Origin of the sequence: Sphaerochaeta globosa str. Buddy, from assembly GCF_000190435.1 — a bacterium.
GTDB classification, from domain to species: Bacteria; Spirochaetota; Spirochaetia; order Sphaerochaetales; family Sphaerochaetaceae; genus Sphaerochaeta; species Sphaerochaeta globosa.
This window is the reverse complement of the sequence record NC_015152.1, coordinates 2378137-2399200: the sequence shown is the minus strand read 5'-3', so window position 1 is coordinate 2399200 and position 21064 is coordinate 2378137. Positions and strand designations below refer to the sequence as shown.

At 48.8% G+C, this 21064-nt stretch carries 19 protein-coding genes; 12 read left to right on the top strand and 7 right to left on the bottom strand.

What is annotated here, in order from left to right:
• Positions 1-53: 53 nt before the first annotated feature.
• The 3 genes from SPIBUDDY_RS11215 to SPIBUDDY_RS11205 all read right to left on the bottom strand — a co-directional run bounded on the left by SPIBUDDY_RS11215 (position 54) and on the right by SPIBUDDY_RS11205 (position 4430).
• Positions 54-2132, bottom strand: coding sequence for a sodium-translocating pyrophosphatase (locus SPIBUDDY_RS11215; RefSeq protein ID WP_013607875.1), 2079 nt, complete (start codon positions 2130-2132; stop codon positions 54-56).
• Between the two features lie 93 nt (positions 2133-2225).
• Positions 2226-2588, bottom strand: coding sequence for a hypothetical protein (locus SPIBUDDY_RS11210; RefSeq protein ID WP_013607874.1), 363 nt, complete (start codon positions 2586-2588; stop codon positions 2226-2228).
• A gap of 135 nt (positions 2589-2723) precedes the next feature.
• Positions 2724-4430, bottom strand: a complete 1707-nt coding sequence (locus SPIBUDDY_RS11205; protein ID WP_013607873.1) for a peptide ABC transporter substrate-binding protein — start codon at positions 4428-4430, stop codon at positions 2724-2726.
• A 218-nt stretch (positions 4431-4648) separates the two neighbouring features.
• Here SPIBUDDY_RS11205 and SPIBUDDY_RS11200 point away from each other — a divergent pair, with 218 nt between their 5' ends.
• Entirely contained in the window at positions 4649-5203 is a 555-nt protein-coding gene (locus SPIBUDDY_RS11200; RefSeq protein ID WP_013607872.1) for a hypothetical protein, read from the top strand.
• A gap of 32 nt (positions 5204-5235) precedes the next feature.
• On the opposite strand, the gene SPIBUDDY_RS11195 is transcribed toward SPIBUDDY_RS11200, so the two are convergent.
• Genes SPIBUDDY_RS11195 through oppB form a run of 4 tightly spaced genes read right to left on the bottom strand, consistent with a single transcriptional unit; the run spans position 5236 to position 9910 of the window.
• Positions 5236-6306, bottom strand: coding sequence for an ABC transporter ATP-binding protein (locus SPIBUDDY_RS11195; RefSeq protein ID WP_013607871.1), 1071 nt, complete (start codon positions 6304-6306; stop codon positions 5236-5238).
• Positions 6303-7352 (bottom strand): ABC transporter ATP-binding protein, encoded by a 1050-nt coding sequence (locus tag SPIBUDDY_RS11190; RefSeq protein ID WP_013607870.1) that lies wholly within the window; start codon positions 7350-7352, stop codon positions 6303-6305. Before SPIBUDDY_RS11190 ends, SPIBUDDY_RS11195 begins: the two co-directional genes overlap by 4 nt.
• Before the next feature lie 10 nt (positions 7353-7362).
• Positions 7363-8970, bottom strand: coding sequence for an ABC transporter permease (locus tag SPIBUDDY_RS16535; protein ID WP_013607869.1), 1608 nt, complete (start codon positions 8968-8970; stop codon positions 7363-7365).
• A 10-nt stretch (positions 8971-8980) separates the two neighbouring features.
• A complete protein-coding gene (gene oppB / locus SPIBUDDY_RS11180; protein ID WP_013607868.1) occupies positions 8981-9910 on the bottom strand; it encodes an oligopeptide ABC transporter permease OppB in 930 nt (309 codons plus the stop codon).
• Positions 9911-10216: 306 nt separating this feature from the next.
• Between oppB and rimO the strand changes: the two genes are divergently transcribed.
• The 11 genes from rimO (at position 10217) to SPIBUDDY_RS11125 (ending at position 21045) form a co-directional block, all read left to right on the top strand.
• Positions 10217-11566, top strand: a complete 1350-nt coding sequence (rimO, locus tag SPIBUDDY_RS11175) for a 30S ribosomal protein S12 methylthiotransferase RimO (RefSeq protein ID WP_013607867.1) — start codon at positions 10217-10219, stop codon at positions 11564-11566.
• Positions 11559-13823 (top strand): ATP-dependent helicase, encoded by a 2265-nt coding sequence (locus tag SPIBUDDY_RS11170; protein ID WP_013607866.1) that lies wholly within the window; start codon positions 11559-11561, stop codon positions 13821-13823. The genes rimO and SPIBUDDY_RS11170 overlap by 8 nt, the downstream gene beginning before the upstream one ends.
• A 103-nt stretch (positions 13824-13926) precedes the next feature.
• Positions 13927-14664: a glutamate-1-semialdehyde aminotransferase gene (locus tag SPIBUDDY_RS11165; protein ID WP_245523773.1), complete on the top strand. Its 738-nt coding sequence runs from the start codon at positions 13927-13929 to the stop codon at positions 14662-14664.
• A gap of 87 nt (positions 14665-14751) precedes the next feature.
• The gene (rplM, locus tag SPIBUDDY_RS11160) at positions 14752-15180 is read left to right on the top strand and encodes a 50S ribosomal protein L13 (protein ID WP_013607864.1); all 429 of its coding nucleotides are present in this window, start codon (positions 14752-14754) and stop codon (positions 15178-15180) included.
• Between the two features lie 14 nt (positions 15181-15194).
• Positions 15195-15608: a 30S ribosomal protein S9 gene (gene rpsI / locus SPIBUDDY_RS11155; RefSeq protein ID WP_013607863.1), complete on the top strand. Its 414-nt coding sequence runs from the start codon at positions 15195-15197 to the stop codon at positions 15606-15608.
• Positions 15609-16214, top strand: coding sequence for a regulatory protein RecX (locus SPIBUDDY_RS15790; RefSeq protein WP_013607862.1), 606 nt, complete (start codon positions 15609-15611; stop codon positions 16212-16214).
• Positions 16215-16239: 25 nt separating this feature from the next.
• Complete coding sequence (locus tag SPIBUDDY_RS11145; RefSeq protein ID WP_013607861.1) at positions 16240-16875, top strand: phosphatase PAP2 family protein; 636 nt, start codon at positions 16240-16242, stop codon at positions 16873-16875.
• Between the two features lie 164 nt (positions 16876-17039).
• On the top strand, positions 17040-17666 hold the full coding sequence (locus tag SPIBUDDY_RS11140) for a TetR/AcrR family transcriptional regulator (protein ID WP_013607860.1): 627 nt from the start codon (positions 17040-17042) through the stop codon (positions 17664-17666).
• A gap of 12 nt (positions 17667-17678) precedes the next feature.
• A complete protein-coding gene (locus tag SPIBUDDY_RS11135) occupies positions 17679-18962 on the top strand; it encodes an amidohydrolase (RefSeq protein ID WP_013607859.1) in 1284 nt (427 codons plus the stop codon).
• The gene (locus SPIBUDDY_RS11130) at positions 18962-19978 is read left to right on the top strand and encodes an NAD-dependent epimerase/dehydratase family protein (protein WP_013607858.1); all 1017 of its coding nucleotides are present in this window, start codon (positions 18962-18964) and stop codon (positions 19976-19978) included. Before SPIBUDDY_RS11135 ends, SPIBUDDY_RS11130 begins: the two co-directional genes overlap by 1 nt.
• Complete coding sequence (locus SPIBUDDY_RS11125; RefSeq protein ID WP_013607857.1) at positions 19978-21045, top strand: dihydrodipicolinate synthase family protein; 1068 nt, start codon at positions 19978-19980, stop codon at positions 21043-21045. The genes SPIBUDDY_RS11130 and SPIBUDDY_RS11125 overlap by 1 nt, the downstream gene beginning before the upstream one ends.
• The last annotated feature ends 19 nt before the right edge of the window (positions 21046-21064 follow it).

The window sequence follows — 21064 nt, the reverse complement described above, 5'->3', positions numbered from 1 at the left end:
CAGTTAAAACGAGAGCAGCCTCGATGATAAGGCTGCTCCAGAGAATCGGTTATTTAGAACAAGGATGTGGTGAGGAATACGGTGGACATCAAGGAGGAAATAAGTGAAACAACGGTAATTTGGGTATTGATCGAGGGCCCCGCTGTATCCTTGAAGGGATCACCTACCGTATCACCAACGACGGCCGCTTTATGAGCATCTGAACCACGGCCCCCCAGCTTGCCTGATTCAATATATTTCTTGGTGTTGTCCCACAATCCACCGGAGTTTGACATGAAAAGGGCCAGCAGTAGTCCGCTGACAATGTTTCCTGTCAAAAACCCCCCAATAGCTTGCACTCCTCCAATGAAGCCAACTAGTAACGTAGAAATTATGGCCATAAAGCCTGCAGGGATCAATTCCTTAAGTGCCCCGACAGCTGCAATATCGATGCATCGATCATACTCGGGGACTACACCTTCCACTCCCTCCTTCAAACCTTTGATAGTCTTGAACTGACGATGAATCTCAGCAATCATGCGCTGTGCGTTCCGATCGACTCCCAATATCAACATGGCTGAGAATACTGCAGGAATGGCAGTTCCGACCAGCAGGCCGAAGAATACAACGGGATTCATGATATCAAAGCCTGTGAGGAATTGCATACCCATGCCCAGGGCGTTTGCCGTTGCATTGACTTCTGTCATGAAAGCTCCAAGCAAGGCAATGACTGTCAATCCCGCTGCTGCAATGGCAAAGCCTTTCGTTACCGCCTTCACGGTATTTCCTGCACTGTCCAAAGAATCCGTTATCCCAAGCGCCTTATCGCCCAACAACGCCATCTCCACCAAACCCCTGGCATTGTCAACGATGGGGCCATAGGCGTCGTTGGAGATGATCATACCGACGATGGAGAGCATACCGACTGCAGACATTGAGATTCCAAACATGGCGTAACCGGGTCCGAGCGGGTCACAGACGAGGTAGGCTGCCAATGCTGCCACCGCAATTCCCACCATGGCAGGAAGTACACTCAAAAACCCATAAGAAACACCGCTAAGAATCGTAAAAGCCGGACCAGATTCAGAAGCCTTGGCAACGAAATGGACCGGTTTCTTTTCATCGTTGGTAAAGTAATCGCTGACAATACCGATTATGGTTCCAACACCCAGACCGATGGCGGCAGCCGCCCAAATTCGCCAAGAGAATCCAAGCACTTGGGTTGCTACAGCGGTAAGGATGGCATATAAGGCGGTAGTTACATAGGTACTGCTGTTCAGAGCATGGTTGGGATTATCCGACTTACCCATTTTTGCTGTCCCGACTCCGATGATGGAGGACAGAAGGCCAAGAGATGCAAAGCAGAATACCGTAGTGACATTCTTAGCTGAGAAGCTGCTGTCGAGGGAGAGGCCAATGACTAAAGCAGCAGCTAGGCTCGCAACGTTTGAATCGAACAGGTCTGCTCCCATACCTGCCACATCTCCTACATTGTCCCCAACATTATCTGCAATAACAGCAGGGTTTCGAGGATCGTCCTCGGGGATACCCAGTTCAATTTTCCCGACCAAATCAGCGCTGATGTCAGCTGTCTTGGTGAAAATACCGCCACCAGCCTTTGCAAACAGGGCAAGAGAACTTGCACCAAAGCTGAAACCAAGAATGGCGGTTGCATCAAAGGTGAGCATGAATACTGCAGTTACTCCCAGCAAACTGGTACCGACTACTGCCATGCCCATGACTGCTCCTCCCCTGAATCCTGCGAGGAAGGCATACCTAATGCCGGTCTGTGATGCTGCAGCAGCCTTGCGGTTGGCAATGGTGGCTACCTGGATGCCAACCTTTCCGGCAAGGGCTGAGAAGGTCGCACCTACAAGAAACGCAACGGCCATTACGATATTTTGGGTTGACCCCTTCCAAATCGGAGCGGGAATGAACAAGAGAATCAAGATGGCAACGATACCGGCAAAACGGGCGAGGATTGCATACTCTTTCTTCAAAAAGGTATTGGCCCCTCGTTGAATATACTGTCCGATACTTTCTACCTTACTGTTGCCTGCTGGCTGTGCTTTGACCCAGGTATACAACCAGAGGGCCATACCGAATGCAAGAACTGAAATTGCAATCGCAAATAACTGAATGATGGTAATCATACAAAAACCTACCTTGTAGGGTGCTGTGCACCTATGTTTGTTCTCTATGAAAGCAGGAAGACCTCTCGGTCCACCCTCGATAGTGAACAAGTATCAGCGCTTTTTCCCATCTTGGTCATGTATGCAATTCAAAAGAAATTCCCTGGAGGTGGGGATGCTGTCTGAGAGGTGTTCGTGTCTGCGATGCCTGAATGAGACCGCGATTCCGACCAAGGCGTAAGCTACACCCACCCAAAGTTCCCTGATTACTTTTCCGTGATTGGATTGGGCTTGCACTGTCTCACTGATGAAGTCATACGGGATGATTTGTGTGACTGCTTGGATTTGGGAAGGGGTGTTCTCCGCCGTCAGTTCAAAAGGGTTGCATTTGTAATGTGGAAAGGGAATGCTGATGAGACAAAAAAACAGGACGATAAGAACTCGCAACTTAGGCAAACCTGCCTGAAACCTGCACATGAGCCCCTTCCTTTGCATCCAATTCATCCAATTAATTTTATTCTAGAAAGAGAGTCAATGAATGTCAAGAAAGGGCTCAAGGCAAAAAAAGATCCCCAGGAAACCCTGGGGATCGAAAAGGCAATAATCTGACAACTACTTCTTGTAGACGTCCTTGACCGGATGGTAATCCATGGTGTTGGTATGCCATCCACCCCACTTGTTGGTATCGATCATGTTGATTGTTACGTAGTAGTAGAGAGGCATGAGAGCCTGATCTTCGTTGATCATGATGTCCTCAGCAGTCATCAGAACGCCGTAGCGGTCCGGTCCTGCGGGCATTCTTGCAGCTTCGTTGATCAGAACGTCATACACTTCATTGGAATACTTTCCACCGTTCATACCGGCACCGGTGAGGAACATGTCGAGGAACGTATTCGGATCCTGGTAGTCACCAACCCATCCGGCGCGTGCAATCTGGAAGTTGCCCTGGTTACGGTTGGAGAGGTAGGTCTGCCATTCCTGGTTTTCAAGTACTACGTTGATGCCCAGGTTGTTCTTCCATTCCTGCTGAATGAATTCAGCAATCTGCTTGTGACCTTCGTTGGTGTTGTAGAGGATGGAAACGGTCGGGAAGCCGGCGCCGTTGGGATATCCAGCAGCAGCGAGCATGTCCTGAGCCATCTCGATAGCCTCATCCATAGTCTCAAACGGGAACTCAAGTCCAGGATAACCGGCCATCGGAGAAACAATACCCCAAGCAGGAATCTGTCCAGCCTTGGTTACGCCTTCAACCAGAGCAGTCCGGTCGACTGCATAGGAGAGAGCCTTTCTTACCAAAGGATTGTTGATCGGAGCTACTTCATTCTGGAAGACATAATAGTAGGTTGAAAGCTGCGGGGAGGTCTGGAAATCATCACGCATCTTAGCAGCATTGAGCTGATCTGGGGGAACGTTGGTTGCCCAGTCAATCTCACCATTAAGGTACATGTTGTAGTTGGTGGTATCGCTGTCGGAGGAGTAGAAGATGACCTTGTCAAGCTTTACGGCATCAGCATCCCAGTACTTTGCGTTCTTGGAAACGGTGATGGAGGTCTGTGCAACACGATCGGTGAGCACGAACGGACCATTGCCGACAAAGTTGGCGGGATCAGTCCAAGCGCTGCCGAACTTATCGATGGCGTGCTTGGGAACGATTGCAAAGCTGTAGTGGGTCAGAGCATCGACTGCATACGGCAGGGGACCGATGAGGTCCATCTGGAAGGTGTAGTCGTCAAGGGCGCGGATTCCGACAGCCTCAGGACCAGCTTCTCCAGCGTTGAACTCGGTTGCACCGGCAAGGAACATGCAGGGGAACCAAGCGTAGGGACCAGCAGTTGCGGGATCCAGAAGTCTCAGCCAGCTATATACGACGTCGTTGGCGGTGATGGGAGTGCCATCGGACCAAACAGCGTTCTTGCGAAGCTTGAAGGTATACTGGGTTCCGTCAGCGTTAACTTCCCAGCTTTCAGCAACACCGGGAACTGCAAGAGCAGTCTCGGGATCGTTTGCTACCAGACCTTCGAAGAGTGCCTCGAAAATTCTGTGCTCGGGAACACCCTGAATGAGTGCGGGATCCAAAGATTCGGGTTCAGCACCATTGGTGATGCGGAATACGACTTCATCTTTAGCCGTGACTGCGGGAGCAGCAGGTGCCGGTTTAGCAGTTGCAGCAGGAGCGGGAGCCGGAGCGGCCGGAGCTGCAGGAGCTGCGGGTGCCGGCGTCGTGGTTGCGGCTGGAGCAGGTGCTTCTTTCTTTCCACAGGAAATAAAGAGAGCACTTACAAGCAGGACGCAAAGCATGATAGCCAGAAATTTCTTCATAGACATATCTCCTTGTAGTTCTAAGTGTAAACGTTCAACTTAGCTTAAATCACATTAAACCATGAATCAAGAGAAAACGCAAATAGGTTTGGCTGAAAACGAGCTTGCAATAGATGATAAACCGTTAATTTATGCATTTTTTGCATACTCTGGGTAGCGTTTTATCATGACCAGCATGCATGAATGCAGTATGCTACAATGACATTGCGAGGTAGCGTATGATCCGACACTCAACCTTTATCAAGCACGATGGAATTGCTTATGGGATTAACCACTTTTTCCATATACTCTGTGCACTGTTCTCCCTGTTTCTCATATGGGGTTTGTCAGAAAACCTTTCTGATGGGGTTCCATTGGGTACCATGCCTCATATTCCTGTGCTTTTGTTGCTTAGTTTGGCCGGCAGTGTCTACCGTGATACATGGTATTTCAATACCCAAAGCAATACGATTACCAGCGTGTACGGCTTTGCTTGGATTTGCAAACGCGAAACGTTTTCGTTTTCCGATGTTGAACAGTTGGAAATCACCCATTTTGTCAGAGGCAGCAGCGACAAGGAGGCCAAACCAACCAGACGCCGTCTGAAGGCAATGCTGGTTTTCTCGCTCAAACTCAAGGATGACCAGATACGATCGATAGAAATCATGCCTGAAAAGACTTCGGGGGGAAGAACCGAGTCTGCAATGCAGGCAATCGGGGCGGTTACCGGTCTTCCCTTATATATGGATCGACCACGGGATTTGGACCTCAACGTTTCCTACAAGGACCTTTAGAAAGTGAAGCCACCCTCGCGGGTGGCTTCATACTACTTACTTGCCTTTTGGGCATCAGCTTGGGCTTCTTCCATGCTGGTCTTGCTGTGGTCCTCTGTATCATAGAGCCAGCAAGCAACTTGGTGCTTGTCCTCTATGTCGAACATCGGAGGCAGGTGGCATGAACACCAAGGCATCTTCTTCGGACAACGATCGTAGAAATAACAACCGTTGCGTTCCTTGTCAGGGGACGGAACGTCGCCGGTGAGGATGATGCGCTTTCGTTCACGCTCTACCTTTGGATCGGGAATCGGAGCAGCACTGAGCAGGGCAGTGGTATAGGGGTGCAGCGGATTGTCGTACAACCTGACTGCATCGCTGATCTCAACAATCTTTCCCAAGTACATGACTGCCACACGGGTGGAAATGTGCTGGATGACTGCAAGGTCATGAGCGATGAAAATATAGGTGAGGCCGAACTCCTTCTGCAAATCACCAAGCAGGTTCAGAATCTGCGACTGGATCGAAACATCCAGAGCAGAGACCGGTTCATCTGCAAGAATGATTTTTGGATTGAGAGCCAACGCTCGGGCAATGCCGATTCTCTGGCGCTGACCGCCACTGAATTCATGCGGATAGCGGTTTTTGAAAGCCTTGTTCAGACCAACGCGCTCCATCAGGTTCTCAACCTTCCGCTCGATATCCAACGAAGAAAGCGGCTTTTCCAGAAGATTGCGGTTGTTGTAGATAACCAGTGGTTCGGCAATGATGGAACGGACAGTCATGCGCGGGTCCAAGGATGCATACGGATCTTGGAAGATCATCTGAATGTCCCGCCGGGATTTGAGCATGGTTTTCTGATCGGCACCAACCAAATCGACACCGTTGAAAACAACACTGCCGCTGGTAGGTTTGTACAGCTGTGCTATCGAACGTACCGTTGTGGATTTGCCACAACCCGACTCACCGACGATTCCCAGAGTCTCCCCGGGATATACATCAAAGGAGATGCCGTCTACGGCGCGGATGGCGCCGACTTGTTTCTGTAAAATGGATCCGCTGGTTATGGGGAAGTGCTGTTTCAGATCCTTGACTTCCAAAAGGGGTTTCTTTGATGTGCTCATGTTGCCTGCTCCTCTACGTTTGCCTCTTTCAGTGCCTGGGCTTTAGCTGCCTCATCGGCAAACAGCCAACAGGCAACCTCATGTCCTGCTCCCAAATCCTTTACGGGAGGGTATGCGTGTCGGCATACCTCCATTGCCTTGTGGCAGCGGGGATGGAAGGGACAGCAAGGAGGAAGGTCGATGACATTTGGCGGTTGCCCTTCAATGGAGAAGAGCCGGTTGCCCTTCTTGGTTGTGTCCATACGGGGCACGCTCTTGATAAGGCCTTCGGTATAGGGGTGGGAGGGTCTTGCGTACAGGTCGTCGGTGGCAGCCTTTTCCACAATTTTTCCGGCATACATAACGCATACATGGTCACACATGCCGGCAACTACGCCAAGGTCATGGGTGATGAGAATAACCGCAGTACCCATTTTGGTACTCAGTTTGTCGATCAACTCGAGAATCTGGGCTTGGATGGTTACGTCCAGAGCCGTAGTCGGTTCGTCGGCGACCAACACCTGGGCGTTGCAGGAAAGGGCCATGGCAATCATGACACGCTGGCGCATACCGCCGGAGAACTGGTGGGGATAATTCTGAATCCGCTTCTCCGCTGAGGGGATGCCAACCAACTTGAGCATGTCGATGGAACGCTTCAGTGCATCCTGCTTGGAAACATCCTTCTCGTGGAGGCGGATGGTTTCAACCATCTGCGTGGAGATCCTAAGGAACGGGTTGAGACTGGTCATCGGATCCTGGAAGATCATGGAAATCTTCTTGCCTCGGATTCCTCGCATCTCTTTCTCGGTAACCTTGAAGATGTCTACACCATCAAAGAGGGCTTCGCCACCGACAATTTTTCCCGGAGGGGAGGGGATAAGGCGCATGATTGAGAGGTTGGTGACGCTCTTGCCGCTGCCGCTCTCTCCTACGATGCCCAAGGTTTCCCCTTCATGCAGTGTAAATGATACGCCATCAACAGCTTTAACGATGCCGGCGTCGGTTTTGAAATATGTCTTGAGGTCCTTAACTTCGAGGACCACCTTAGCATTGGGTTTCTGGTTCACGTGGATCCTCCTAGAGTTGGTTTTTGCTTTGTGGGTCGAACGCATCCCTCAAACCATCACCAAAGAAGTTCATGGCGAAGAGGAAGATGGTCATGGCGATAGCCGGGAAAATCAATTTCCACGGATAGAGGGTCATGCCATTCACCGCATCTCCAACCAATGAACCCCACGATGCAAAGGGAGCCTGAACACCAAGCCCCAGGAACGAGAGGAAAGACTCCTGCATAATGAAAGCAGGAACCCTAAGGGTTGAATAGACAATGATGACCGAGAGCGAGTTGGGAACCATATGGCGGAAAATAATGCGTCCAGTGGATGCGCCCATGCTACGTGCCGCCTCAACATATTCGCTGTTCTTCAAGCTCATGACCTGTCCTCGGACCATTCGTGCTACCGTCAGCCAGCTGACCATTGCCAAGGCGACGAAAAGGTTCATGATATTTCGACCGAATATGGCCATGAAAATGATAACCAGCAGCATGTACGGAAGGCCATACATGATATCGACGAAGCGCATCAGCAGGAAGTCGATTTTCCCACCTGCATACCCGGCTATTGCCCCAAGGACGATACCGATGATGACACTGGTGATGGTTCCGATCAAACCGATGGCAATGGAGACTTGACCACCATAAATAATGCGCGAGAGCATGTCGCGACCGCTATAGTCGGTTCCGAGGACGTATTTGCGTTCGTGCTTCTTGGTAGCGGTAATTTCGGCAGTGAGCTGGTCGTTGACGGTAATCTCACGGTCGATGGGGAACTGGGCTTTTCCTTCGCTGATTTCCTTGCGAAGCTCGCGCTCGGCAGTACGGGTGATGGTGGTCTTGATTTTACCCAAGAGGTTGGTTTTTCCCTGGGAGGCTATACCTTTCTCTCCAAGGGTGTCCATCTCGATTTGCAGGTTCGCCTCATACTCCTCTGCACTTAAGTCGGGAGTGGACGCTTTGAGGTTGTTAAGTACAAGGTTACGAATCTCTTCTCGGGTTTGCTTCTCGATTACCGCAATGTCAATCTTCAGCAAGTCCGCATAAATTTTCTCAATTTCAAGAAAATCCATGCGAGCGAGGTTATGTACTTTTCCACTGGCAGGGTCGGTCCACAGGACCTTCTCGACGTTGATCAGAAATTCATTGTTGATTTTTTCCTGCAGGCGGTCGATGGTTTTCTGGTCGGCACTGCTGAAGGTGAATGTTCCTTCAGCTTTCTGTCGTTCTCCCTCTGCATAACAGAAGTCCCATACCTTGTTGGTCTCGTTTGCGGCAATCCAGGTCTTGATCTGGGCCGACTGTTCTTCAGTCACTTGGAGAGAACCAGCTCTCCAAGCCTTGAAATACAGGTCCTCAAGTTTTGTTTCCATCATTAGGTCGCCCGCATTCTTTGAAAATGAGGGACGTAAGTGCTGATGGTCAAGGATAATCTGGTCATAGGCATAGATGGGCAGGAACGTGGCAAAGGCGGCAAGCAAGGAGTAGACGATGACAATTATCATGCCCAGTACGGCCATTTTGTTCTTTTTCAGTCTTCTCCAGGCATCCTTGCTCAGACTATTCCCTTCAACGACCTGATCAAATTCGTTGAGGGCCGTTAATTTTGCTTTATTTCTTTTTAAGAACATGGTCCTCTCCTTATTTGTAGGTAATTCTCGGGTCGAGTTGAGCGTAGACGATGTCTACGATGAAGTTCATGATAATAAGAATAACCGAGTACACGATGACAACACCCACAATCAGGGTATAGTCACGGTTGAAAGAGCTCTGGACAAAGAACTTGCCCAAGCCGGGAACCCGGAAAATCTGCTCTACCACAATCGAACCGGTAATGATACCTGCAAATGCGGGACCGAGATAGCTGACAATCGGGAGCATTGCCCCTTTCATGGCGTGTTTGAAGATTATGGTTGTGTTCTTCATGCCCTTGGCTTTAGCTGTACGGATATAATCACTTCTCAGCGTCTCAAGCATGGAGGAGCGGGTAAGTCGTGCAATGTTTGCAAAATAGGCAAACGAAAGGGAGACTGCAGGAAGAATGACGGTTTTCCATCCTTCGCCGGTGGTGTACCAACCACTGGTGGGCAGCCATTTGAGCTTCATCGCAAAAATGAGCTGCAAAACTGGTGCAATGACAAAGAGGGGTACTGAGATACCGATGACGGCTATCCCCATACTCAGGTAATCAACCCAAGAGTTCTGTTTTACTGCAGCAATAATTCCAGCCGATATTCCAAAGAGGAGTGCAAGCAACATGGCCCAGCTGCCCAGTACAATTGATTTGGGAAGGCTGTTGGCGATGTAGTAATTAACATCGTAGTCCTTGTATTTGAAGGACGGGCCGAGATCGCCGCGGAGTATGTCAAACATATAACGTCCATACTGTTGGACCATGGACTCATCCAGATGATACTTGGCCTCAATGTTTCGCTTTACCACCTCGGGAAGGTTGCGTTCTGTGGCGAACGGCCCTCCTGGTGCGATGCGGACAATGAAGAAACTCAGCGTGATGATGATCAGTAGCGTAGGAATCATTCCTAATAGGCGGTTCACGATATATTTCGTCATTCGTTTCCTCTTGTAAGATTTTTGTTGCATAGATGGGTAGGCGTGATAAGCCTGAAATCATACAGCATTCAGATACTATACCAAGACGGTCATTTATGCAAGAATTACCATAATTATGCAAAATGAACTCTTTTTGCATAGCTATAAGAGTTTTGGTTATAAGCAGATACCGTGTTAATAGCCAAAAGTTATTTATTACACTATTTCACTATCTGTCAGGTTGTTTTGGTGCCTCAAGAGGTAGGATAACCCTAGGCTTTTGTGATACGCTACGCTCTCGTATGTGAAGCAATAATGGAGAACTGCATGAAAAAAGTATATATGGAAAATCTTGGTTGTTCCAAAAACCAAGTCGATGCCGAGACGCTGATCAAGCTGCTTGAGGATGACCAGTTTACTCACACTACTGAGGTGGCGGAAGCCGATTTGATCATGGTCAACACCTGTGGTTTCATTGAGTCGGCAAGAGAGCAGTCAATCGAATCCTTTTTCTCGCTGCATGAGGCAAACCCCCAGGCAAAAATCATTCTCAGCGGATGCATGGCCCAACGGTATGCCAAGGAACTACAGGATGAATTAGGAGAAGCTTCAGCCATTTTCGGCAACCGCGACCTTTCCAAAATCCATGAGGTGGTCCGACAGGTTTTTGCAGGGGACAGGGTGATAGAGCTGCCGTCCTATCCTGATCTGGCGAATGAGGTATATGAGCGCAATGAATTGCTGTCCTTCCCCGGCAGTGCGTACTTGAAAATCAGTGAAGGATGCAACCATTGGTGTTCCTACTGTGCCATTCCCCTCATCCGCGGTGGCCTGCGAAGCAAGCTGAAAGAAACAATCCTTATTGAGGCAAGAACGCTCATCGAGCGGGGAATCAAGGAAATCAATCTCATCGCCCAGGATCTTGCAGCCTACGGTACCGACGGACCGGACAAGTCAAGCAAGTTTATGGACCTCTTGGAGGCTTTGGTCGCATTGGATGGCGATTTTTCCATCCGACTGCTCTATATCTATCCCGATGCGTTCCCCCCAACGCTCGCCAAGTTCATTGCAGAGCATAAGAAGGTGTTGCCCTATTTCGATATTCCTTTCCAGCATGCCGACCAAAAAGTGCTCCAAAGCATGGGTCGGACCGGTACAAAAGAGAGTTACCTTTCGCTCATAGAATCGATTCGCAATACCGTACCTGAAGCGGTTATCCGTTCGACGATACTATTGGGGTATCCGACAGAGGATGACAAGGCTTTTGCCGAGGTACTGGATTTCCTGTCCAAGGCGAAACTCGATTGGGTTGGTTCCTTCACCTATAGCAGGGAGGAGGGGACCAAGGCTTACTCGCTTCGCGGCGAGCGTGAGCACAAGAAGGCAAACAAGTTGGCCCAAGGGTATCAGGCGCAATTACAAGCCTTGCAGGGTCCGATCACCAATGCAAACCTTGCTCGGTTTGTGGGCAAGGAGTATGAGGTACTCATCGAGGAGCTGGTAGAAGGTGAAGATCTTGCCATCGGGCGTATGTATGGCCAGGCTCCTGAAGTTGATGGATTGACCGTTGTTCTGGGAAGATCACTTAAACCAGGACAGAAAGTGCTTTGCGGTATCAGAGCTGTCAATGGCCTGGATTTGGAAGCCGTCCCGGTAGGAGGAGCTCTTAATGGCTGATATCGTCTCTATGCTTGAGGCTTTGAACGAGCAACAGCGCGAGGCTGTTTTGGAGAACGAAAGGCCTTTATTGGTCCTAGCCGGGGCCGGCAGTGGAAAAACAAGGGTTATTACCACAAAAATTGCCTATGCCGTTGAGAAGCTGGGCATTCCTGCGTATAAAATTCTTGCCGTGACATTTACCAACAAGGCCGCAAGTGAAATGAAAGAGCGGGTAGGCGTGATGCTGGACGGCAACAGTCAGGTTGAGGATTGTACCATCCGTACCTTCCACTCCTTTGGTGCATGGCTGCTCAGGCGATTTGGCTCAGAGATCGGACTTGCTTCCAATTTTACCATTTATGATGACGATGATTCATTGTCCCTGCTTGCTTCCTGCTTTCCAAACTATAAGAAACGTGAGCTCGACCCGGTCATGCGAAAGATTTCCTATGCGAAGGACCGCGCCCTGAGGCCGTCGGACAACCTCTCTTCGTTGAAAGTTGACGGCACCTTCAAACGGATGTATGAAGCGTATGAGAAAAAGCTCAGAAACATCGGCAATGTCGACTTTGCAGACCTTATCGGGCGGAGCATCGAACTGTTACAGGAAAAGCCGGAAGTTTTGGATTGGGTGCACCGTCGGTTCTCCATGATTCTCGTTGATGAGTACCAAGACTCAAACGCAGCGCAGTTCAACCTGCTCAAGCTTTTGGCCGGTCAGGGTTGTTTCATCTGTGTAGTAGGTGATGACGACCAGTCCATTTATCGTTTCCGTGGTGCCGAGGTGCAGAATATTCTCAGCTTCCCCGAGCTGTATGCGGGAACGAGAATCATCAAACTGGAACAGAACTATCGATCTACGAAGCATATCCTCGATGTTGCAAACTCGGTGATACAGCATAACAAGGGTCGCCATGCAAAAAAGCTTTGGACCGCCAAGACCAAAGGTTCAAAACCCAACCTTATATATATACAAGACGAGCAGGATGAAGCATTGAGAGTGAGCAACATCCTCCTTTCAGATAAGAAATTCAATGAGAGTGCGGTGCTTTACCGTACCAATGCACAGTCTGTGGCGTTCGAAACTGTCTTCAAGCGGCTTTCCATTCCCTACAAGGTAGTAGGAGCTTTACAGTTCTATGACCGTGAAGAGGTGAAGGATTCTCTTGCCTTGCTTTTCCTGCTTACCAACGAGAAGGACGAGGTGAATTTCAAGCGCATGATCAATAAGCCTGCCCGGGGGATTGGCCCGGGGGCCTTGGACAGCATCCTCTCCTTCGCTTCCCAGACCGACGGCAGCATCTTTGCCATGCTCAGGCTTGCCATTGCGCAGAACGTTCTGTCTGCCAAGGCAAAATCGGGAGCTTCCCAGTTTCTCAGGATGTTCGAGCATGCACAAGCCATGCTTGGGGAAGGTGAGTTGGTCGACTGCGCAAATTTTTTGATCCGCGAGTCGGGTCTTTTGGACTATTACCAAGAAGTTGACAGCCAGAACAGTACCGGCAAGGTGGGTAACCTTGAGGCACTGGTCAATGCGCTTTCTTCCTACGACTCCTCCTTGGAGGGGCTGTTGCTCTTTTTGGAGCAGCTTTCCCTGGACCCCACCACGTTGGGCAGGGAGGATCCCCGTGACAAGGAAGGTGTCACCTTGATCACCATGCATAATACCAAGGGTCTGGAGTTCGACCGGGTTTTTGTTGCAGGGCTGGAAGAAGAGCTCTTTCCTGGAAGGGCGAATGAGAGCGATGATGACATTGAGGAAGAGCGGCGCATATTTTATGTAGCGGTAACTCGGGCAAGGAATGAGTTGTATCTGCTTTGTGCCAGGGCGAGGAAAATCTGGGGGCGAACAAGTTTTCAGCATCCCAGTCGATTCCTCGATGAAGTGGATTCCTCCTTGGTCAATGTACAGGGGATACGGCCCGGCTCCTTTGACACCTCTTCCTATCAGGGGCTTTCAAGTCTGGGTGAGAAACGCAGGGAACACCAGCAGTCCAGTACTTCATCCTGGGGAAGCAGTGGCGGCTCCCTTATCCAGAAGGGTTTCGGCAGCAATGCAAAAACCTTTGCAATGAAAACAGTCCATTCTGAGGGAGAGACCGGAGTGCTGTTTCCTGTTGGTCAGCGGGTGTATAGTGAAAGTTATGGCGAGGGCGAAGTGGTGAATGTTCGGATGAATGGAGACCGTGAGGTCATCGAAGTCCGTTTCAGCGGTGGTCGAAAAGCCACGTTTATCAGCAAGTTCGCCCAACTTGAGAAAATTGGGAGTGAGTGATATGGCCGATGGGGGGAAAGAGACTAGACAAGAAAGGCCGGAAGGTTATACAATGCCTACCGTTGTCCGTGCGCGCTCATTCTATCTTTATGATAGGCGAGGCGTGCGATACACTGATTTTTTTCAGAATTATGGCAGAGCCATTTTGGGGCATCGAAACGAACAGATCCAACGGTCCATCAAGGCCACGGTCAGTCGTGGGTTGCTTAGCGAATATCCTTCGCTTTTCCCAGGAAGGCTCGAAAAGCTGCTGGCAATGCTGTTTCCAGATTTTCCGGTGATCAGGGTGTACTCTGATCAGCAGAAAGTCCTCCAGGTGGCACGACGGGTTTCGAGTGATGCAATCTTCGACCCGGCAGTCTCACCTGAGCATGAAAGCCGTACAGTGTCCTATTGGCGACCGTTCCTAGGTTTTGGCGGGGCAGATTCCGTGATGCTCCTCCCTATCCTACCTTTCCCAGGGAGTTTCGTACCTCAGGTCGTTTGCCTCAAGGAAGAAGCCTGTACAGCTGACATACCGCCTTCAGATTGCGTATCACCGTTGTTGCTTGATTTGCTCATCAAAACTACAGCGTCATTGATTCGCATTCTTTCCGTGGAGGAGACAGTTGCAAAGCGAATGAACAATCCTTTACAGGGAGTGTTCGAGACCAGAGGTCCGTACGGATTAACCGGCCTTTGTGCTCAGCGCTACGAGGAGTTTGCTTTGGAGGCTTTGGCCCTCAAGGTAGTACTGCCTCCTTCTGCTGATGTTCCGTTCATTATTCCAGGCGAGTATTCAAATGGTGATATTCGGAGTTTTGTGCAGTTGTCGCGTCAGTATGCTGGTGCTGTAACATAGTAAATATGGCAGTCTGGGATGGTATCCATCCTTCTGTCCATGCAAAAAACACACGCAAGGCTGGTCCTTGCAGAACAGGATGAATAGATGAAGACTATTTTTGTGAAACCGCTGACAGTTCAGAAGAAATGGTATCTGATTGATGCAGAGGGAAAGGAGCTTGGCAAGGTAGCAGTTGCCGCTGCACGCATCCTTCGCGGGAAGAACAAGCCCATTTACGTTCCTCACCAGGACATGGGCGACTATGTGATTATCATCAATGCTGAGAAAGCTGCTCTTTCGGGCAACAAGTACCAGGACAAAATGTATTATCGCCATTCGAACTACCCAGGTGGACTTCGGTCATACAGCTATGCTGAAATGGTCAAGCGCAACCCTGTCTACCCGATGGAGCGTGCCATCAGAGGTATGCTTCCCCGTGGCCCGCTCGGTCGCAAGTTGTACACCAACATGAAAGTCTATGCAGGTGCAAATCACCAGCAGCAGGCTCAGCAACCCATCACGGTTGAAATCTAAGGTAGGAGCGAAAAATGGCAAAGAAAGAAGTGAAAAAAGTTGTAGATCTTGGTCATGGTGTTGGCCGCCGCAAGACCGCCATCGCTCGTGTATACCTGCGTGAAGGCGAGGGCAAGATCATTGTGAACGGTAGAGATGTTGACTCCTACTTCGGAAACCCGATGTTGGTGTTCATCGTCAAGCAGCCGCTTGAGATCACTGAAACTACTGGCAAGTATGATATCCTTATCAATTGTATCGGTGGTGGTCCCTCTGGACAGGCTGGTGCATGCCGTCATGGTATCGCACGCGCTCTCTGTGCACACGACGAGGCTTTCAGACCCGCACTGCACACTGCTGGATTCATGACTCGTGACTCCCGCATGGTTGAACGCAAGAAGTACGGTCAGCCGGGTGCTCGCCGCAAGTTCCAGTTCTCCAAGCGCTAAGTGGCATTTGCACGCATCGAAGGGGAAATCCCTGGACAAGGCTATCAAGTCCTTGTCCACGAGGGTTTCCCTTTTTTTATTACAGCCGATGTCTTTCGTGCCCAGCACCTCAGTGTGGGGCAGGAGCTTACCGAGGAGCAGTGCTCTGAGCTGAAGGCTTTTCAACAGAAGCGCAATTGCTACTCCCAAGCCATGGTCTACCTAGCCAGACGCGAGCATACAGCCCTTGAGCTGACGCAAAAACTGGTGCAGAAGGGGTATGAGCTGCAGATTATCAAACCTACCCTTGAGCAACTTGCCGAAGAAAATCTACTCAGCGAGTATCGGTATGCCCTCCTGACCATTGAGCACAGGCAGAAGAAAAGTCCTGAGGGAAGAGTCCTGATGGCCCAGCGTCTTGCAGCCAAAGGGGTTACCCGCGAGGATGCCCAGCGTGCTTTGGACGAGCTGTATGACGAAGAATCCATCGTAGAGTATGTACAGAAAGCCTACCTGCAGGTAGTGAAGAAAGTGGGTGAGGACAAGGTGCGGTATTACCTGCAAAAGAAAGGTTTTTCCTCCTATGAGATTCGCCTTGGTCTTGAGGGCTTTGAAAAGTCCGAGTAGACTGAAAATCCAAATGGAGGCACGTATGAACAGAAAACAGACAACAATTGCACTACTACTGATCCTGTGCTTCTTTTTGTCCCCCCTCTCAGCCCTCGATTTTGCCTACAATGAGGACCTCTCCACAGCCAGTGATATCACCTTGGGTTTAACCCTCATTGCCCCCGGAGCTATCGGATTTGTTGCGCCCCCTTCTGATTACCTGACTGTAGCAACCAGTTATGCGTGGACCATGGTAGAAGCCTATACCGTTCGTACCGTTTTAAAACAAGTAATTCACAAACCGAGGCCGTATGTCCAGGATGGGGTTCCCCTTCCTGATGGAGTGAAATCTGAAAAAAACTATGAATCGTTTCCCTCCGGGCATACCCTGATGGCCTTCAGTGCAGCGGCCTACACCCAGACCATGCAGATTCTTTTCTATCCCGACTCTAAAGCCATGAAGGCTGTCAGTGCTACAACGTGGGCTTTAGCCCTCGGTACTGCAGTGTTGCGTGTGGTAAGCGGATGCCACTATACATCGGATGTCGCAGCCGGTGCAGCAATAGGCTCAGCCATTGGGTTTCTAGGCCCGTATCTGACCCATCGGATGCAGCAAAAGGATGCTAATGCCCCCAAAGTGCTAACTGGCTCTTTGGTAGGGGTGCAGGTATCCTTCTAGAATTACTATTAAAATAGAAATATATTTATATTTCAGATAAAGATTTGATAGATTCTACTATCCATTTTTAAACTATCGATATAATTTTAATAAAAGAATGTTTGACAAAAGTGAGAATCTATCCCTAAACTGTAACTAGTTAGTTACTTTTATAAGGATGTCACATGACCAAGCAAGAGATGCGTACAGATGCTACGAAAAAAGCAATTCTAAAATTTGCTGAAGAAGAGTTTTCTGATAAGGGTCTCTATGGGTGTAGGGTTGACGAAATCGCTCGTAAAGCAAATGTAAATAAAGCTCTCATTTATCGTCATTTTGGGAATAAGGAGACTTTGTACAAAGAAGTATTAGTACGAGTCTATACCCGTCTAGGCGACTTGGAAGAAAAAGTCATCAACCTGCAGACAGATTACGAATTGAAGCTTAAGGATCTCGTGCACATATATTTCCAGTTTCTCTATGATAATCCATCGTTTGTTCGCATGGTCATGTGGGAAAACCTGCATGGAGCAAAAAGTTTCAAAGAACGAGGTGTCGCAGAAACAAAAAATCCTATTCTCCATGAACTCGGGAGAATTATCCAAGAAGCACGCCTCCGAAGTGAAGTACCTGAATCCATCGATAGCGATCAACTGATACTCACGCTAATCGCATGCTCTTTCAACTATTTCTCCAACATGAATACTCTAAATATTATTGTTGGCAAGGATTTGATGCTCTCAGAGAATCGTGAAAAGCGAATTCAGGCAACGACAGAAATGTTACTGGCCTACCTCAAAGCAAGGCAGTAGGAGAGTTCATATATGCAAGATGAAATTAGAACCATCCTAAACTACAATAAAGATACAATTATGCTATTTGGTTCCACATTGCTAGCTCATCCGGAGCTTGGTTATGAGGAGTTTTTCAGCAGTGCTTTTATTGAATCTGCCTATCGAAAAATGGGACTTCCTATAGAAAACAAACTTGCACGAACGGGTCTTAAAGCTAGAATCGAAGGTAAAACGCACGAAATTACCGTATGTATCCTGTCTGAGCTTGATGCAGTTATAAGCCCCTCCAACCAATTTGCAGCAGAAAGTGGAGAGGCCCATGCCTGTGGTCATAGCACGCAATCTACTCAAGTCTATGCTGCGGCTCTTGCTCTCAATACTTTGAAGGAACAACTAGACGGTGATGTCGTTTGTATGGCTGTTCCCGCTGAAGAGTTTCTTGATCTCCAGCATCGGTTGGAATTACAAAAGCAGGGTAGCATTGCCTATCTTTCCGGTAAACAAGAGCTCATCCATCTTGGCGCTTTCGACGATGTCGATATGGTAATTATGATTCATTCACAACCCGAAAATCCATCGTACGATGTATTTGTCGGGGGTGGCAGTTTAGGCTTTACAGCCAAGCATATTCAGTTTATCGGTAAAGAAGCCCACGGGGCAGCCCCTTTCAAAGGCGTTAATGCATTGCAAGCCGCTAATCTGGCAATGGCTGGAATGAATGCAAATAGAGAGACTTTCTCAGAAGAAGAACGTATACGGATTCATCCGATTTTGACAAAGGGTGGAGATGTTGTGAATACGGTACCTTCGGATGTTCGTATGGAAACCTACGTACGAGGATCATGCAAACAAGCCATAGATAAAGGTTGTAATGTTGTTGACCGGTGTGTTCAAGCCGGAGCATCCATGATGGGGGCTGAGGTTAAGGTTAAAACCATCCCTGGATACCTCCCACTCAAACAAGACAGCAACCTGAGTACCCTCTTTGCATCCATAGCAAAGGATGTACAAGGAATCGGTGATGTTGTTTGGGGAAAAGATATGATCGGTTCTACCGATATGGGGGATCTCGCTCAGCTCAAGCCTTGTATCCAACCAACAATGGGTGGCTTTATTGGTGAAGCTCATTCAAAGGAATTTTGTATGGTTGATGCATGGGAAAGTTATCGGCTTGGAGGCGAGTTGCTTGCCGAGCTGGTTCTGGCGCTACTTACCAATGGCGCTTGCCAAGCAAAACAAGTTCGAGATTCCTTTATCCCAAGTATGGATAGAGAGACGTATCTGGTACATCTGCAAGCACAAGGAGGAAGATAATGTGGGATCAAGTATCTTTGGAGAAGCTTTTAACTAAGCCTTCCACTCGTCTAGTTGAGGACATAAAGAGTATGAAGGGTGACATTATGATATTGGGTGCTGGAGGCAAGATGGGACCTTCTGTTTGCCTCATGGCCCAGCATGCTATCAATGAAGCCAAGCTTGATAAAAAGGTATATGCGGTTTCTCGGTTTACCAACCAGGAGAAACGTTCTCAACTGGAAAGGGAAGGCGTAGTTGTTCTCTCTTGTGATTTGCAGAAAAAAGATGATCTACAAGCTTTGCCTGAGGTTGAGAATATCATCTTTATGGCAGGCAGGAAATTTGGTACGGATGGAAATGAATGGCAAACATGGGGAATGAATGCAGTAGTCCCCACGTTGGTTTGTGAGCGTTTCAAGAAGTCACGGTTTGTTGTGTTCTCTTCAGGGAATATCTATCCATTGGTAACGGCTTCCAGCGGAGGTGCGAGCGAGAGCACGCCTTGTAGACCCCTTGGAGAGTATCCCCAAAGCTGTCTTGCTAGAGAGCGGATTTTTGAATATTACGCAAAAACCTGTGGTACGAAGGTACTGATTTATAGATTGAGTTATGCGATTGCTCTTGAGTATGGCGTAATAAGTGACATTGCCCGCAAGGTTTATAATCAGATTCCCCTTGATTTAGGTAATGGTTGTTTCAACTGTATTTGGCAGGCAGACGCCAATGAGTATGCTATTAGGTCCTTGCTTCTTGCCGACAATCCTCCCGTGATTCTTAATGCTACAGGTCCCGAGTTGGTAGGGGTCAAAGAGACTGCGAAGAAGCTCGGTGTCCTGTTTGGAAAGGACCCGATCTTTACCGGAGAAGAGAATGGTGATGCATATCTTATAAATGCATCAAAAGCCCATAGTGTATTTGGGTATCCTCATGTCAGCCTCGATACCATGATTGCATGGCAAGCTGAATGGATACTCGCAGGCGGCCATGATTTGAACATGCCGACGCATTTTGAGGAAAGGAAGGGGAGTTACTAATGCATGACCATCAAGCAGCGTTAAGAATTCTTGCCAAGGGTACGGTAATTCCAGCAACACCGCTTGCACTGGATGATGCAAGGATGTTCGATGAGAAAACTCAGCGATTGTTGATGCGTTACTATCTTGCTTGTGGAGTAGGTGGTATTGCCACAGCAGTCCACAGTACCCAATTCAGCATTCGAGATCCCGAGATACATCTGTTTGAACCAGTCATTTCGTTGATCATTGATGAGATAGCTCGCTTTGAGGCGGCCAACAACACTTGTATCGTGCGTGTATGTGGTGTATGCGGACCAATCGAGCAAGCCCTTCAGGAAGCTCGATTGGCGAAGTCTCTTGGCTATGACGCGGTATTGTTAAGCCCTGGTGGATTGAATCACCTTTCCGAGGAATCTCTAATTGAGCGGACAATACAAGTAGCCTCGGTAATTCCTGTCATAGGGTTTTATCTTCAGACCGCTGTCGGCGGACGCGTGTTTTCCTATGAATATTGGCAGAAACTGTGTGAGATTCCAAACCTGGTTGCAATTAAGTGCGCAAGTTTCAACCGATATACCACGCTCGATGTAGTACGCGCTGTTGCATGTTCCTCCCGGCACAAACAGATAGCACTTTATACCGGTAATGACGATAACATCGTTCATGATCTCATGGATGTTTTTACATTTGAAACACCTGAAGGCAAGCGTTCAGTTCGATTCTCCGGAGGACTGCTTGGGCATTGGTGTATCTGGACGAAGAAAGCTGTTGAGTTGCATAAACTGCTGGGAAATGCGGTGGATGAAGGTTGCATTGATGCTTCGATTATCCATCTTGCAGCAGCGGTGACTGATATGAACGCAGCGGTTTTTGATCCGCATCATGCGTTCAAGGGATGCATTCCCGGCATTCATGAGGTGCTTCGAAGGCAGGGAATATTCAAGAATCGATATTGCCTCGATAGTGAGGAAGATCTATCACCAGGGCAAAGTGAAGAGCTTGATCGGGTGATCAGAAGTTATCCCAAGCTTATTGATGATTCCTTTATTCTGGAAAATCTCCCGCATTGGAAGAGAGATTTGTAGCTGTGTCTCTATATCAGCG

Coding starts and splice junctions, on each gene's coding strand:
- SPIBUDDY_RS11215 (WP_013607875.1), bottom strand. CDS start 2,132: ATGATTACCATCATTCAGTTATTTGCGATTGCAATTTCAGTTCTTGCA.
- SPIBUDDY_RS11210 (WP_013607874.1), bottom strand. CDS start 2,588: ATGTGCAGGTTTCAGGCAGGTTTGCCTAAGTTGCGAGTTCTTATCGTC.
- SPIBUDDY_RS11205 (WP_013607873.1), bottom strand. CDS start 4,430: ATGAAGAAATTTCTGGCTATCATGCTTTGCGTCCTGCTTGTAAGTGCT.
- SPIBUDDY_RS11200 (WP_013607872.1), top strand. CDS start 4,649: ATGATCCGACACTCAACCTTTATCAAGCACGATGGAATTGCTTATGGG.
- SPIBUDDY_RS11195 (WP_013607871.1), bottom strand. CDS start 6,306: ATGAGCACATCAAAGAAACCCCTTTTGGAAGTCAAGGATCTGAAACAG.
- SPIBUDDY_RS16535 (WP_013607869.1), bottom strand. CDS start 8,970: ATGTTCTTAAAAAGAAATAAAGCAAAATTAACGGCCCTCAACGAATTT.
- oppB (WP_013607868.1), bottom strand. CDS start 9,910: ATGACGAAATATATCGTGAACCGCCTATTAGGAATGATTCCTACGCTA.
- rimO (WP_013607867.1), top strand. CDS start 10,217: ATGAAAAAAGTATATATGGAAAATCTTGGTTGTTCCAAAAACCAAGTC.
- SPIBUDDY_RS11170 (WP_013607866.1), top strand. CDS start 11,559: ATGGCTGATATCGTCTCTATGCTTGAGGCTTTGAACGAGCAACAGCGC.
- rplM (WP_013607864.1), top strand. CDS start 14,752: ATGAAGACTATTTTTGTGAAACCGCTGACAGTTCAGAAGAAATGGTAT.
- rpsI (WP_013607863.1), top strand. CDS start 15,195: ATGGCAAAGAAAGAAGTGAAAAAAGTTGTAGATCTTGGTCATGGTGTT.
- SPIBUDDY_RS11145 (WP_013607861.1), top strand. CDS start 16,240: ATGAACAGAAAACAGACAACAATTGCACTACTACTGATCCTGTGCTTC.
- SPIBUDDY_RS11140 (WP_013607860.1), top strand. CDS start 17,040: ATGACCAAGCAAGAGATGCGTACAGATGCTACGAAAAAAGCAATTCTA.
- SPIBUDDY_RS11135 (WP_013607859.1), top strand. CDS start 17,679: ATGCAAGATGAAATTAGAACCATCCTAAACTACAATAAAGATACAATT.
- SPIBUDDY_RS11130 (WP_013607858.1), top strand. CDS start 18,962: ATGTGGGATCAAGTATCTTTGGAGAAGCTTTTAACTAAGCCTTCCACT.
- SPIBUDDY_RS11125 (WP_013607857.1), top strand. CDS start 19,978: ATGCATGACCATCAAGCAGCGTTAAGAATTCTTGCCAAGGGTACGGTA.